Here is a 13,810-nt window from a genome sequence, read left to right as displayed (position 1 = left end):
ATAGATATAGTATTAATAACAACTATTACTGTTTATTACTTATTTTTTAGGCGTACCAACAACTAGTCCTAGAATAAGACCGAAAACCATATGTCCCATTAAAGCAACCATTGACATAGGAACGCTATTAAAAAACATTCCTTTACCAGCCATTGGCATAACAACGGTCATCGCAACAAGATAAACTGGAATTAAAAATACAATACCACGTAACCAACCAGGACCTGGTAAATATTTATACCCAATTAGTAAGTAAGCAATAGGAAATACAATTGTACCAACCATAAAGTGCATCATTAGACCGACACTATCAGACGTTCCTAGCATGTGGGCAATAATAGCAGCCACATCCATAGAATGTCCGATAAGGTGCGGTGCAACAAACTTACCCATTAAGGTAAAAGCTAGTGTACCAAGAAAACCACCAATTAAAGCTTTAACTACATTACTTGCATTAAAAATACTATTCGACATACAGCCTCCATTATTATGCTTAATTGTCGTAGAACTTGATAAGTATAGTGACTTATTCAATTTGAATCTCTATTAAATTAAGCATAAAAATAATACTAAAGTGATTGCTAAGATTTCATAAATATACTTTTGAGAATTGATTATAAAAAGATACTCTCAAAAAATAAACAGATGAATCTTAGTTAGCTAATATTAAACATCATTATCTCTTCTCATATTCAACTAATAATCATAATATATTTCATTCATACCCTACGATTTAAACGTACAACTTTTTTCAAGATGGATTACATTAAAAAACATCACTAATATAAAATAACACTATATATTAATAATATTTATATAACGCCTAATCTCATTAACGATTAAACAATCGAGTAGAACGTGTTTATTACTGCATTTACGAATACAAAACAGACAAATCTATAAACCCACAAATTGAACTAAACCTTTCAGTTTAATTTAATCTATAGGTAATAATTTGTCAACACTTTTAAACTAAACAGTTCATTTTAGATTTAATTTTTGCTTTTTTTTGACCACACAAAAAATAACTTACTTCACAATCATACAATTTATTCTAAAAAGTATAACTCATGTTCAACTTTTAACATTTTTAATACATTCTAATGAAATAAGCGTTTTATTACTTGCTTGATTTGATCAAGAATAGAGTAATTAAATTTACAACGCAGCAACATTTATTCATTTAACATACTAAACATGACAATAAAATAGCTTTTTGATACTTTTTTGTTACTTAAATACAATAAAATATTATATATCAGAGCGTTATTTTTCATCATTTGGAATGATAGGATAATTACAAATAAGTAAACATTAGCTAACAAAATAATTGTTATCCAGTAACGATTATTACTTTTGTTTGTTATGAGTAATCAAGTTCACGGAGGAAAAATGAAAATAATTCAAAGTAAGAAGATGATCATCCTACTTACATTACTCTCAACATTATTTTTAGTGGTACTCTTTGCCAGCAGTAACATGGTGCTCTTTGACTCAAAAGGCAGCATTGGTGAAGCCCAATCATCATTAATCATTACATCCGTTCTTCTGATGGCAATCATTATCGTGCCTGTTTTATTTATGGCGATTTATTTTCCTTATAAATACCGTCAGAGCAACAAAGAGGCTGAATACACACCAGAATGGGAGCATTCAACCAAAATAGAAGTGGTTGTATGGACTGTCCCCTGCTTAATCGTTTTAGCATTAGGGTGGATCACCTATCAAACCTCTTACTCACTTGACCCAAGAAAAGAGATTGTTTCCGATCAAGAACCATTAACCATTCAAGTAGTTGCTATGAATTGGAAATGGCTGTTTATTTATCCAGAACAACAAATTGCCACAATCAATGAAATAGCACTACCCGTTAACCGCCCCGTTAAATTTTTAGTCACTTCAGATACCGCCATGAACTCCTTTTTTATTCCACAGCTCGGCAGCCAAGTTTACGCAATGGCGGGGATGGAAAACCGTTTAAATCTTATGGCTAAAGAAGAAGGCAGTTATCGCGGTATATCAGCCAATTACAGTGGTTATGGCTTTTCTAACATGCGATTTAAAGCCCATGCTGTTAAAGCTGTTGATTTTGAACAATGGGTAAAAAAAGTCAAAACCTCTGAGAAAATTTTAAATAATAATAGCTACGATCAACTCACGGCCAATGCTAACGAGCAAATTACTGCGCCACATCCAGTGACATACTTTGCTTCTGTTGCTCCGCTGAAATTTAAAGACATTATTGAGAAACACGCAGGAGTCCAAAATGGCTTATAAAGGGAATGTATACGCTGAAGTGGATCCGGTTTTCGGCAAATTAAATTGGGATGTTATTCCCTTTACCGATCCAGTCGTTTTTCCTGTCATGATGGCCGTAGTGCTTGGTGGATTAGGGCTATTAGGCTTAATTACATATCAAAGAAAATGGCACTACTTATGGAGTGAATGGTTTACCTCTGTCGATCATAAAAAGATAGGTATTATGTATATCATCGTATCAATGGTGATGCTCGTACGTGGTTTTTCTGATGCGATATTAATGCGATCCCAACAAGCAGCTTCTACCATTGATGCCAGTTATCTGCCACCAGAACACTATGACCAAGTCTTTACCGCTCATGGCGTGATCATGATTTTCTTCGTTGCGATGCCATTTGTAGTGGGTCTAATGAATATTATCGTGCCATTGCAGATAGGTGCTCGCGATGTTGCCTTTCCCTTTTTAAATTCCTTGAGTTTTTGGCTCTTCGTTGTTGGCGTTATTCTAATTAACATGTCCCTTTTTGTTGGTGAGTTTGCAGCAACAGGCTGGTTAGCCTACCCGCCACTTTCAGGTATGGATGCTAATCCTTGGGTCGGGGTTGATTATTGGTTATGGTCACTGCAAATATCAGGTATAGGTACACTGCTAACGGGGATTAACTTTGTTGTTACCATCCTTCGCATGCGTGCACCTGGCATGAAAATGATGCAAATGCCCGTGTTTACATGGACATCACTGTGTGCCAACGCACTGATTGTACTTGCCTTCCCTATTTTAACGGTTACCTTAACTCTGCTAACACTCGATCGTTATGTTGGTACTCATTTCTTTACTACTGATATGGGTGGTAACCAAATGATGTACGTCAACCTAATCTGGGCATGGGGTCACCCTGAAGTTTATATTCTGGTGCTGCCTGCTTTCGGTATTTTCTCTGAAATTACAGCCACGTTCTCACGTAAACGTCTATTTGGTTACACATCATTAGTGTGGGCAACAATGGTAATTATGGTGTTGTCATTTATCGTTTGGCTGCATCACTTCTTTACCATGGGCGCAGGCGCAAGTGTTAACGCCTTCTTTGGCATTGCAACCATGATTATCTCAATTCCAACCGGAGTTAAAATCTTTAACTGGTTGTTTACCATGTATAAAGGACGAGTCGAGTTCAGTGCCAGCATGTGGTGGACAATTGCCTTTCTGATCACCTTTACCATTGGTGGTATGACGGGAGTAATGCTTGCAATCCCTGCGGCTAACTTTGTACTACACAACAGCTTATTCGTTATTGCCCACTTCCATAACGTGATTATCGGTGGCGCGCTCTTTGGTTACTTTGCCGGACTTACTTACTGGTTCCCGAAAGCCACAGGATTCACCCTTGATGAACGTCTAGGTAAGCTCTCATGTGCGCTTTGGACTGTCGGTTTCTTCGTCGCCTTTATGCCAGTGTATGTTCTTGGTTTTAACGGTATGACTCGACGTCTAAATGTTGCGGAGAATCCAGAATGGGCACCTTACTTATGGGTCGCAGCCTTTGGTGTCTGTATTGTTGCAGCGGGTATTGCGGTTCAGTTCTACCAAATATTCGTCAGTATTCGTGATCGTAAACAGAATCTAGATCTTACTGGTGATCCATGGAACGGCCGTACATTGGAATGGGCAACATCATCCCCACCACCGTTTTATAACTTTGCATTACTGCCTAAGATTCATGATCGTGACGAACATCATTACGCAAAAGAACATGGTTTAGCTTATCAAGAGCCTGAACCTTATAAGCGTATTCACATGCCGAAGAACACCTGGGCAGGAGTGGTTATCAGTATGTTCTCATTAATGTTTGGTTTTGCTTTCATCTGGCATATCTGGTGGATGGTCATTGCAGGCGCTGTTGGCATGATTGCTTCTTGGATTGGTTACAGCTTCCAACGCAGTAAAGATTATTATGTTGAAGTCTCTGAAATTGAAGCGATTGAACGTAAACATCTTGCTAAAGCACGTGGTGAGAAGACCGCTGAACACAAAGATGGTGAAGATGATAATTTCGATCCATCCGATCTAAAACCAGCCGATTCCATGGCATAAGGGGCGAGAGCAATGATGACTACAGAAGTAAAAGACACCTTCAATCTCAATGTCCCTGCTCAGTCTACCGACAATCATGATCTCGATGATCATGACCATCACGACTATGCTGGCGATACTATTTTTGGCTTTTGGATTTACATCCTCAGTGACTGCTTATTATTCGGTACTTTATTTGCAGTTTACGCTGTTTATTCAAATAGCTTCGCAGGCTTAATTGAACCTAAGGAACTGTTCAATCTTGGTTTTGTATTAACGGAAACGGCACTGTTACTGTTTAGTAGTTTTACATTCGGCATGGCAATGCTCAAAGCCAACCATGAAGATATTAAAGGTATGTTCAAATGGTTAGCCATTACGTTTGGGCTTGGTTTTTCTTTTTTAATCATGGAACTGTATGAGTTCTATCATTTTAGTAGTGAAGGCGCGACGTTTCATAGTAGTGCCTACTGGTCAGCATTTTACGGTTTAGTCGCCACTCACGGACTCCACGTTTTTGCAGGCTTAATGTGGATGATTGTATTGGTGTTCCATTTTAAACGGGACGGATTTTCTACAGAGAATAAAACACGTTTAGCCTGTTTAAGTTTGTTCTGGCACTTCCTTGATATTATCTGGATCTGTGTGTTCAGTGTGGTTTACTTAATGGGAGTATTGTAATGGGCAATTCAACTAACCAACACTCGACTAACGAATATTCAACGGCGCATGGTCAAGGTGGCCAAGCTCACGGCAACGTAAAAGAATATGTTCGAGGGCTAGTGTTCTCTATTATTTTAACCATTGTACCTTTTACTATGGTCATGGCTGGCGTCGGTTCAACCCAGTTCATTATTGGTGTGATCATGGTGTTCGCTGTTGCACAAATCTTAGTCCAACTGGTGTTCTTCCTGCATATGAACACCTCGTCGGAACAAATGTGGAATACGTCGTCAGCTGTATTCGTGGTCGTTATTGTGGCTATTATTCTTATAGGTTCGTTGTGGATCATGGATCACTTAAACCACAACATGCTAATGGGTCATTGATCAAGGAGGTTCTATGATTAAACCTTATCTGAAACTGACTAAACCGGGCATCATCGGTGGCAATCTCATTGCAGCCATCGGTGGTGTATTACTGGCATCTCAAGGCAATATTGATGGCGTATTACTCTTAGCTGTCGGTATTGGTATCACCTTGATTGTTGCATCAGGCTGCGTGTTCAATAATGTCATCGATATAGATATCGACAAATTAATGAAACGTACTTGTGAGCGTGAATTAGTCAAAAAAATTGTTCCCATCTCTTATGCATTAATTTGGGCAACAGTATTATGCGTTGGCGGTTTTTTTACACTTTATCACTATACTTCCACCGTCGCCTTTCAGTTTGGTGTGCTTGGTTTTGTGGTTTACGTTGGCTTATATAGTCTCTATTTTAAACGCAAATCAGTTTACGGCACCTTAATTGGCGGCTTATCAGGAGCTTGTCCTCCCGTTATCGGTTATTGCGCTGTAACAGGGCAATTTGATAGCGGCGCGGCAATACTGTTTATTACATTCTGCTTATGGCAAATACCGCACTCATACGCGATTGCGATTTACCGTTTCGACGATTATAAATCAGCCTCAATTCCAGTTTTACCCGTTGAAATCGGTATTGCTCGTGCGCGTTACCATATTATTGGTTATATCATTGCCTTTGCGATGGCAGCATTAACACTGACTTATCTTGGTTATGCGGGTAGCTGGTATGCATTAGGAATGGGATTAGTGAGCTTACATTGGCTGTATATTGCCAAAGTGGGTTATCAAAAAGTCCCTAATGCTCAGTGGGGTAAAAAAATGCTGTTATGTTCCATTTTCAATATCATGGTGTTTTGTACGTTAATTTCACTTGATTTTTCATCTGAGACCATTGCTGATGACTATCAAGTTAATGCATTACCTACCGTAGTAATGGAGCCTCATTCATGACGAAAAACCCAACTAAAATAGTGCTTCTTTTTGGCGCTCTGTTTCTCGCTACCTTAATGGGAAGCTATATTTATAACACCACAACCCCTGTTGGTGAGAATGTAAAACCGCTAAAAGATCTTGGCGGTCCATTTGAACTAAACAGTATTAACGGCAATGTCAGCCTTGATCAATTTAAAGGCAATATTGTAGTGCTCTATTTTGGTTTTTTAAACTGCGCTGAAGTCTGCCCCTCTTCCATGGGAACATTATCAGCCGCTTTTTCACGCTTATCACCTGCAACCTATCAACATGTACAAGGATTATTCGTCAGTGTCGATCCTGAACGCGATGATTTAGTGTCATTAAATAAATTCGCTAAATACTTCGATGATCGTGTTATTGGCTTAACCGGTACCAACCAACAAATAGAAGCTTTAACGAAACAATATGGTGTTTATTTTGACATTGTTGATATGGAATCATCTGAATTAAGCTATACCGTCGATCACTCTTCACGCTTCTACATTATTGATGACACAGGCAAGTTAGTAGGAGCGATGAGCCACAACACGACCCCAGTCGAATTAGCGGCGGGCATTGAACGTATTTATAAAAAAACCATTGCTAAAAAATAGGAGATAACAATGAAAAGAAGTGCCTTGTACCTTGCATTATTAATGAGTTGTTTTCATGCTACGGCTTTTGCAGCGGATGTAACTCATGCCGACAACCATGTTCAATCTCAGCAAAACTACACTGAGGTTCAAAAAATAAACGCCGTACTAACGATTGAAAATGCAACCGCAAAAGCCACGATCCCAGGCGCGAGTGTTAGCGCTGGCTACATGAAGATCATCAATAATGGAGATACAGCAATCACTCTCGTTAGCGCAAGCACTGCCATTGCTAAACACACAGAATTTCATCGAATGTTTATGCGAGATAATACAATGGCAATGCGTAAAGTGGATGCACTTGAGATCCCTGCTAATGGCAGCATCATACTCGCTAGTAAGGGTTATCATCTGATGTTTATGGGTGTCAAACAAGATCTTAAACCAAATCAAGTGATCACCGTAACCATGCAACAAGGCAATGGTAAACAGTTCGATGTACCGCTTTTAGTCGTGCCAATTAAAAAGTATTAATGCGGGGGTAGTGTATGAAAGGTGTACAGGTTTTAATTGCCAGTCTCTACTTATTACCAAATGTATTAATCGCGCCAGTTAATGCCAAAACATCAATGGACAGTGTGGTAAAACATCTACAAGGCCCTTGTTCGAGTGAATTAATACAATTAGCAGAAGTAACATTAAAGACAAATCCACATCGCATTTTATCTTATAATGATAAGCCTACTGATGTTCACCTCTTTAATGCGCTAGCAGTAACCAGCTATCGAGATCGTGATAGCCATGTCACCTTTCACGGTGTAAAAAATATAGCGGGAGGTTGTGATACATCGGTCACTGAAAGTTATGTATTACAAACATCTTGCTCAGACGCACGCCACGAAGCATTCAGTAAATGGGATTTTCAAGGCAAACTCAATGACAGAACTTATGTTCTCAATAGTAAACGTATTAAAGGCAAACAGGCTTTTTTAACTGATCAATTACCTGATATTTGTTTAGTTACGACACGTCAAGTGATCAATAATTGATCTTATATCATGTTTTTTATTTTTATTGTTATCAAATAGTTTACTAGCGCTAACTCGAATTTTTACGTTAGAAATGCTAGAATCGCCGCCCTTGTTCGTAATAGATACCATCATGCACGCATCTGATCATCATTTTACTCGCTTCATTGCCGCTATTGATACGCTACCGCTACCTGAGCGTTTTACGTTTCCATTTTGCTACACACCCCATCCATTATGTGTGTTAGCGGCTCAAGAATTACAACAACATATCGCTACTCAACATCACTGGCAACATAATTTTGGGTTAGGCAATGATGATGCGATTGGTCATATGTTTGGGGTTTTATTAGTTCAAAACCAGCAAGGCGAAATAGGTTATTTATCTGCATTTTCAGAAAAAATAGCCAATCAAACACACCTACCCCATTTTGTTCCTCCGGTATTTGATGATCGAAACATCGATCCTGCGATCAAGGCTCAACAAGTTTTGATTGATGAAGTGACGACTAAAATAACCGCAATTGAATCCAAGCCAAGTTACATTCAGTTGCAGCAACAATATCAGGTCGCTCAAGATCACGCTGAATTAGCCTCTGAATCATTTCGCTTGCAGATGATCGAACAGCGCAAACAACGTAAATTACAACGAGTAACGGCTGAGAAAAGTAACGATAGCGAATTTATGACCCAAGAATTCCATCGTTTAGCCCGTGAAAGTGCGTTTGATAAGCATCAACAAAAAGCCATTCGTCAGCAGTGGACACAAACACTCAGTGAGATTAGCGATAAATTACAAGCTGATACCGCTACGCTTACCCTTCTAAAAGCAGAATATGAAACCTTAACGGCATTATTACAACAACACCGTTACGCACAATATCAATTCTTAAATCAAGATGGTAAAACAAAAGATCTCAATGCGTTGTTTAGAGATCAAACGCCACCACAAGGTGCTGGCGATTGTGCAGCAGTCAAATTGCTACAGTATGCTTTTAAGCAACATTTAACACCGTTAGCGATGGCTAAATTTTGGTGGGGAGCCTCTCCGGCTGCACAAATTCGCAAACATAAATACTTTTATGAAGCCTGCAAAAACAAATGCGAACCGATTCTTCAACATATGCTGGCAGGACTAGATATTGATGCTAATCCGCTCTTACAAAACCCAGCCGAAGGCAAAGAGCTAGAGATTGTGTATCAAGACGATGCAATGGTAGTTATCAATAAACCGGCAGAGTTTCTTTCAGTTCCTGGAAAAACCATCACCGATTCAGTTTATAGCCGCATGCAAACGATGTTCCCTAACAGTAATAGCCCTTTAATTGTCCACCGTTTAGATATGGCGACATCAGGCCTAATTGTAATTGCATTAACTAAAGACACCCATAAAGCACTACAACAACAGTTTATTAACCGTACCGCAGAAAAGCGTTATGTGGCTCTGCTCGATGGTATCGTAGAACAAGATTGCGGTGAGATTAACTTACCGATGCGGGTTGATTTAGACGATCGTCCACGCCAATTAGTCTGCTATGAATACGGTAAACCCGCACTCACAAAATGGCAGGTTCTCGAACGTAAAGACGGTAAAACCAAGGTTTATTATTACCCTAAAACAGGCCGTACTCACCAGTTACGTATTCATTCGGCTCATAAAAATGGCATGAATATGCCGATTTTCGGTGATGATTTATACGGTCAAAAAGCAAACCGCTTACATCTACACGCGCAATATCTTGGCCTAACCCACCCCGTTACTGGCGAGCCAATGATCTTTGAAGTCGATGCTGATTTTTAAGCTCACACGATAACAAAATGTTTTAAATCTATTAACGCAACTATCATTTAAATATCCTATAAAAAATCCGAGAATATAAATATTCTCGGATTTTTAGATATAGACTAATTAAAACAACTTAATCCTAATACTCTTGTTTAATGACTCTAGAATTAACCTTTTACACCACCAGAAGTTAATCCACCGACAAGGAACTTTTGTGAAAGTAAAAATACAATCGTAATAGGTAATGCAGAAAGTACTGCAGCTGCCGCGAAATCACCCCATAAGTAGTTTTGAGGATATAAGTATTGCTGCATGCCAACTGCCAAGGTGTAATTATTCACATCCGATAATAACGTTGATGCGACAGGTACTTCTGTTACAACACCAATAAACGAAAGAATAAAGACAACCGCGAGAATTGGTACTGATAATGGTAATAATACTAATCTAAATGCTTGCCATGGTGTTGCACCATCTAATGCTGCCGCTTCTTCCAATGAGCGATCGATAGTTTCAAAGTAACCTTTAATCGTCCAAACATGTAAAGCAATACCGCCTAAATAAGCAAATATTAATCCACCATGTGTATTTAAACCAAGGAATGGAATGTATTGTCCTAATCGATCAAACAATGCATACAACGCCACCAATGCCAATACTGCAGGGAACATTTGGAAGACCATCATTCCCTTTAAAATGTTTTCTTTACCTTTAAAGCGTAATCGAGCAAAGGCATAAGCACTGGTTGTCGACATTGCAACAATTAACACTGATGTTATCGTTGCAACCTTAATCGTGTTCCATAACCATAATAATACTGGAAATGGAGGTGGCGTTACCGAACCATCAGCATTCTCAACCGCAAAGCCTAATGCTAATTTCCAATGATCTAATGTTGGATTACTGGGAATTAATTCTCCCCCGGAAAAATTACCTTCACGAAACGAGATTGCAATAATCATTAATAACGGAAAAATAGTAATTGCTAAAAAAAACCATAACACTGCATGGGTTGCCCATAACCGATATTTTAATGATTTAGGTTGAACTATTGCCATGACCGACTCCTTAGTCCTGTGATAACTTAGTGAATTTCAAATTCAGTAATGCCATACCCGCTACCATTACGAAAATAATTGTTGCAATTGCACTAGCCAAACCAAAGTCTTGACCACCACCACCTTCAAAAGCAATACGATAAGTATAACTTACTAATAAATCAGTAGAACCTGCGGGTTCTGAAGTATTAATCATATTTGGACCACCACCAGTTAATAACTGAATCATCACAAAGTTATTAAAGTTAAAAGCAAATGCTGCAATTAATAATGGTGTTAACGGCTTAATCATTGATGGTACAGTGATCTTCATAAAGTTCTGAATAGGACCGGCCCCATCGATAGCTGAAGCTTCATATAAATCATCAGGTATTGATTTTAATAAACCCATACACAAAATCATCATATAAGGGAAACCTAACCAGGTATTAACAATAACAATCATCATCCGTGCTAATACTGGGTCAGAAAACCATGCTGGTTTAATTCCAAAAATAGAACTTAACAGCATATTTATCTCACCAAAACTTTGATTAAATAAACCTTTAAATATTAATATAGAAATAAACGAAGGCACAGCATAAGGTAATATCAATAATATACGGTAAAAACCACTTCCTTTTAATGGTTCCCATTGTACGATACATGCTAAGACCATTCCTAAAATAAGCGTTAAAGAAACAGCTAAGAATGCAAATACAATCGTCCAAATAAAGATTCCAATGAATGGTTCTTTAATACCATCATCTTGGATTACACGTTTAAAGTTATCGATACCAACATCAACGACAAATCCTGGAGAAATGGACTCACCAATGAAGTTTCCTTTACTATCAACTGGTTGATAAAAACCCGTTTCCATATTTGGTTTATAAAACTGATCGGTTTGATTATTCAGTAATGTAACGTTATCAGGTTGCTTGGTAAATAATGGATAATCAGAAGCGAATTTTCGTAACCCGCTCATTCGAATATCTTTACCATTAGGTAACTCTAACCTTAATTTTGATATTTGGTTTCGATTTTTAACAATATCTTTAATAGGTAATTTTTTACCAAAAGCTTGAGCAATTGCATCTAATTTAATAGCAACAGGATAAGATTCATCATAATTTTTTATCGGGGTTGTATTACCAAAAGCTTCAGCTACTGGTTTTAATTTTACCGATTTGTTATTGAAATCAATTAATCCTGTAGCTAATAATTTACCATCATCATTAATAATAATTTGATAACCATTATCTGCTTTATATAAATTGAACTTATAGTTTTTCCCTGATTGAAATGTACGCTGCTCTAATATTGACTGCGTTCGTTCCAATGTTAATTGGTTGGTTGCACTATAATTAGTAAACGCTAAACTTACGGTATATAACAATGGAAAGATAATAAATACAATCATCCCTGCAATACCTGGATAGATATAACGCTGGGCATATGTTTTACTACTACCAAAAATATAAATCGCTAATCCGGTAAGTACTACGGTTAATAATGCAAAAGCGATTTCACCTTGCGCATACATTAAAATTGTTGCGTAGCCATTTACCAAGGCAATCAAACCTAAAATAAACCACTTAATTTCTTTCTTATATTTAAATGTTTTATTTTTTGATTCAAATAGCTCAAGATCTTGAACCGATTCCATATCAATATCCTGCATTCAGATAAAATAAAGGGGAATCACTTCCCCTAAAAAATAAATTACTTAAGTATCTGTTTTTCGCCTGCGTCTAAAGCTTCTTTAATACTTTGACGACCATCAACAACATTTTGAATCGCATTACCTTCTGCATACCAGAAAGCAGTCATTTGAGGAATATTAGGCATAATGTCGCCTTGCTCTGCATTCTTCATGGTAGCGGCAATACGACTATCTTTACTAATTTTTGCTTGGTACGATTTTAGAGCAACAGCACCAAGTGGTTTATCATGATCAACTTTGGCTAAACCTTCATCGGTTAATAGGTAATTTTCAAGGAATTCAATCGCTAAATCTTTATTTGGTGACGCGGTACTAATACCAGCGGTTAATACACCAACAAAAGATTTTGAAGGATGACCATTAAACATGGGTAATATTGCTACACCATAATCAATACCTGATTTATCAATATTCGTCCATGACCATGGGCCATTGATTGTCATAGCAACATTACCCTTATTAAATTCAGCTTCTGAAATGCTGTAATCCATATCTGGTGATATTACTTTTTGATCAACTAATGACTTAATAAAAGCCATACTACGTTTCGCGCCAGCATTATTAATACCAACATCTTTTGCATCATAACCATCAGCTGTTTTCTTAAAAGCGTAACCGCCATCAGCAGATAAAAGAGGCCATGTAAAATACGGTTCACGTAAATTCCACATGATCGCTTTTTTACCTTCTTTGGCTAATTTTTTATCTATAGCTGCCATTTCTTCCCAATTTTTAGGTGGGTTTGGCACAAGCTTTTTATTATAAATTAAAGAAAGAGATTCAACCGCAATTGGGTAACCATAATATTTACCGTTAGACTTTACAGCGTCCCACGTAAAATCAGAAAACTGCTGTTTAAATTCAGCTGATGGCTTAATTTCTTGTAACAAACCAGATTGAGCATAACCACCAAAACGGTCATGAGCCCACATAACAATATCAGGACCATCACCAGATGCAGCAACTTGAGGGAATTTATCGGCAAGATTATCAGGAAATGCGACCGTTACTTTAACGCCGGTATCTTCTTCAAACTTCTTACCAACTTCAGCAAGACCATTATAACCTTTATCACCATTCACCCAAATTGTCAGTTGCCCTTCTTCAATAGCTGCTGAAACATGAAATGAACTTAACGCCGCAATGGTACATAAAGCAACTGTAGAGAGTACCTTAGTCATTATCTAACATCCTTCATTATGTTGTGGCTTAATGAACTTGTACACCTAAATAGGATAAAATACTCTTAATATCAAAATGGTGTACATAATGAAAAAAGCTCGAACAACTTATTCAGTCGCATTCAAACACGATGCTGCTAATTTAG

General features: G+C 37.8%; 13 protein-coding genes. 9 read left to right on the top strand and 4 right to left on the bottom strand.

Annotation, left to right across the window (positions count from 1 at the left end):
- Nucleotides 1-39 precede the first annotated feature (39 nt).
- The gene (locus tag CIK00_RS12035) at nucleotides 40-474 is read right to left on the bottom strand and encodes a DUF6789 family protein (RefSeq protein WP_101769100.1); all 435 of its coding nucleotides are present in this window, start codon (nucleotides 472-474) and stop codon (nucleotides 40-42) included.
- A gap of 918 nt (nucleotides 475-1,392) precedes the next feature.
- On the opposite strand from CIK00_RS12035, the gene cyoA reads away from it, so the two are divergent.
- From cyoA to CIK00_RS11990, 9 genes are all read left to right on the top strand, one after another.
- Complete coding sequence (gene cyoA / locus CIK00_RS12030; RefSeq protein WP_101769099.1) at nucleotides 1,393-2,277, top strand: ubiquinol oxidase subunit II; 885 nt, start codon at nucleotides 1,393-1,395, stop codon at nucleotides 2,275-2,277.
- Nucleotides 2,267-4,351 carry a cytochrome o ubiquinol oxidase subunit I gene (gene cyoB, locus CIK00_RS12025; RefSeq protein WP_101769098.1) on the top strand — a complete coding sequence of 695 codons (2,085 nt, stop codon included), beginning with the start codon at nucleotides 2,267-2,269 and terminating at the stop codon, nucleotides 4,349-4,351. Before cyoA ends, cyoB begins: the two co-directional genes overlap by 11 nt.
- A 15-nt stretch (nucleotides 4,352-4,366) precedes the next feature.
- The gene (gene cyoC / locus CIK00_RS12020; RefSeq protein WP_101769179.1) at nucleotides 4,367-5,011 is read left to right on the top strand and encodes a cytochrome o ubiquinol oxidase subunit III; all 645 of its coding nucleotides are present in this window, start codon (nucleotides 4,367-4,369) and stop codon (nucleotides 5,009-5,011) included.
- A complete protein-coding gene (gene cyoD, locus CIK00_RS12015) occupies nucleotides 5,011-5,379 on the top strand; it encodes a cytochrome o ubiquinol oxidase subunit IV (RefSeq protein ID WP_101769097.1) in 369 nt (122 codons plus the stop codon). Before cyoC ends, cyoD begins: the two co-directional genes overlap by 1 nt.
- Nucleotides 5,380-5,392: 13 nt before the next feature.
- Nucleotides 5,393-6,310, top strand: coding sequence for a heme o synthase (gene cyoE, locus CIK00_RS12010; RefSeq protein WP_101769096.1), 918 nt, complete (start codon nucleotides 5,393-5,395; stop codon nucleotides 6,308-6,310).
- The gene (locus tag CIK00_RS12005) at nucleotides 6,307-6,927 is read left to right on the top strand and encodes an SCO family protein (protein ID WP_101769095.1); all 621 of its coding nucleotides are present in this window, start codon (nucleotides 6,307-6,309) and stop codon (nucleotides 6,925-6,927) included. Before cyoE ends, CIK00_RS12005 begins: the two co-directional genes overlap by 4 nt.
- A 9-nt stretch (nucleotides 6,928-6,936) precedes the next feature.
- Nucleotides 6,937-7,440: a copper chaperone PCu(A)C gene (locus CIK00_RS12000; protein WP_101769094.1), complete on the top strand. Its 504-nt coding sequence runs from the start codon at nucleotides 6,937-6,939 to the stop codon at nucleotides 7,438-7,440.
- 14 nt (nucleotides 7,441-7,454) lie between these two features.
- A complete protein-coding gene (locus tag CIK00_RS11995; protein ID WP_101769093.1) occupies nucleotides 7,455-7,955 on the top strand; it encodes a hypothetical protein in 501 nt (166 codons plus the stop codon).
- Between the two features lie 112 nt (nucleotides 7,956-8,067).
- Nucleotides 8,068-9,735 (top strand): RluA family pseudouridine synthase, encoded by a 1,668-nt coding sequence (locus CIK00_RS11990; protein ID WP_101769092.1) that lies wholly within the window; start codon nucleotides 8,068-8,070, stop codon nucleotides 9,733-9,735.
- A 152-nt stretch (nucleotides 9,736-9,887) separates the two neighbouring features.
- Here CIK00_RS11990 and malG read toward each other — a convergent pair whose 3' ends face one another.
- Genes malG through malE form a run of 3 tightly spaced genes read right to left on the bottom strand, consistent with a single transcriptional unit; the run spans nucleotide 9,888 to nucleotide 13,664 of the window.
- On the bottom strand, nucleotides 9,888-10,778 hold the full coding sequence (malG, locus tag CIK00_RS11985; RefSeq protein WP_101769091.1) for a maltose ABC transporter permease MalG: 891 nt from the start codon (nucleotides 10,776-10,778) through the stop codon (nucleotides 9,888-9,890).
- Nucleotides 10,779-10,788: 10 nt separating this feature from the next.
- A complete protein-coding gene (gene malF, locus CIK00_RS11980; RefSeq protein ID WP_101769090.1) occupies nucleotides 10,789-12,426 on the bottom strand; it encodes a maltose ABC transporter permease MalF in 1,638 nt (545 codons plus the stop codon).
- Nucleotides 12,427-12,482: 56 nt separating this feature from the next.
- Nucleotides 12,483-13,664: a maltose/maltodextrin ABC transporter substrate-binding protein MalE gene (gene malE, locus CIK00_RS11975; protein ID WP_101769089.1), complete on the bottom strand. Its 1,182-nt coding sequence runs from the start codon at nucleotides 13,662-13,664 to the stop codon at nucleotides 12,483-12,485.
- Between the last annotated feature and the right edge of the window lie 146 nt (nucleotides 13,665-13,810).

The organism is Photobacterium carnosum (genome assembly GCF_002849605.1).
Classification (GTDB): Bacteria; Pseudomonadota; Gammaproteobacteria; order Enterobacterales; family Vibrionaceae; genus Photobacterium; species Photobacterium carnosum.
The sequence above is the reverse complement of the archived record's forward strand: the minus strand, read 5'-3'. Positions and strand labels throughout refer to the sequence as shown.

What these genes read in the sequence shown, in the direction of transcription:
- cyoD (WP_101769097.1), top strand. Translation starts at nt 5,011, where the DNA reads ATGGGCAATTCAACTAACCAACACTCGACTAACGAATATTCAACGGCG.
- cyoB (WP_101769098.1), top strand. Translation starts at nt 2,267, where the DNA reads ATGGCTTATAAAGGGAATGTATACGCTGAAGTGGATCCGGTTTTCGGC.
- cyoE (WP_101769096.1), top strand. Translation starts at nt 5,393, where the DNA reads ATGATTAAACCTTATCTGAAACTGACTAAACCGGGCATCATCGGTGGC.
- CIK00_RS11995 (WP_101769093.1), top strand. Translation starts at nt 7,455, where the DNA reads ATGAAAGGTGTACAGGTTTTAATTGCCAGTCTCTACTTATTACCAAAT.
- malG (WP_101769091.1), bottom strand. Translation starts at nt 10,778, where the DNA reads ATGGCAATAGTTCAACCTAAATCATTAAAATATCGGTTATGGGCAACC.
- malE (WP_101769089.1), bottom strand. Translation starts at nt 13,664, where the DNA reads ATGACTAAGGTACTCTCTACAGTTGCTTTATGTACCATTGCGGCGTTA.
- malF (WP_101769090.1), bottom strand. Translation starts at nt 12,426, where the DNA reads ATGGAATCGGTTCAAGATCTTGAGCTATTTGAATCAAAAAATAAAACA.
- cyoC (WP_101769179.1), top strand. Translation starts at nt 4,367, where the DNA reads ATGACTACAGAAGTAAAAGACACCTTCAATCTCAATGTCCCTGCTCAG.
- cyoA (WP_101769099.1), top strand. Translation starts at nt 1,393, where the DNA reads ATGAAAATAATTCAAAGTAAGAAGATGATCATCCTACTTACATTACTC.
- CIK00_RS12035 (WP_101769100.1), bottom strand. Translation starts at nt 474, where the DNA reads ATGTCGAATAGTATTTTTAATGCAAGTAATGTAGTTAAAGCTTTAATT.
- CIK00_RS11990 (WP_101769092.1), top strand. Translation starts at nt 8,068, where the DNA reads ATGCACGCATCTGATCATCATTTTACTCGCTTCATTGCCGCTATTGAT.
- CIK00_RS12005 (WP_101769095.1), top strand. Translation starts at nt 6,307, where the DNA reads ATGACGAAAAACCCAACTAAAATAGTGCTTCTTTTTGGCGCTCTGTTT.
- CIK00_RS12000 (WP_101769094.1), top strand. Translation starts at nt 6,937, where the DNA reads ATGAAAAGAAGTGCCTTGTACCTTGCATTATTAATGAGTTGTTTTCAT.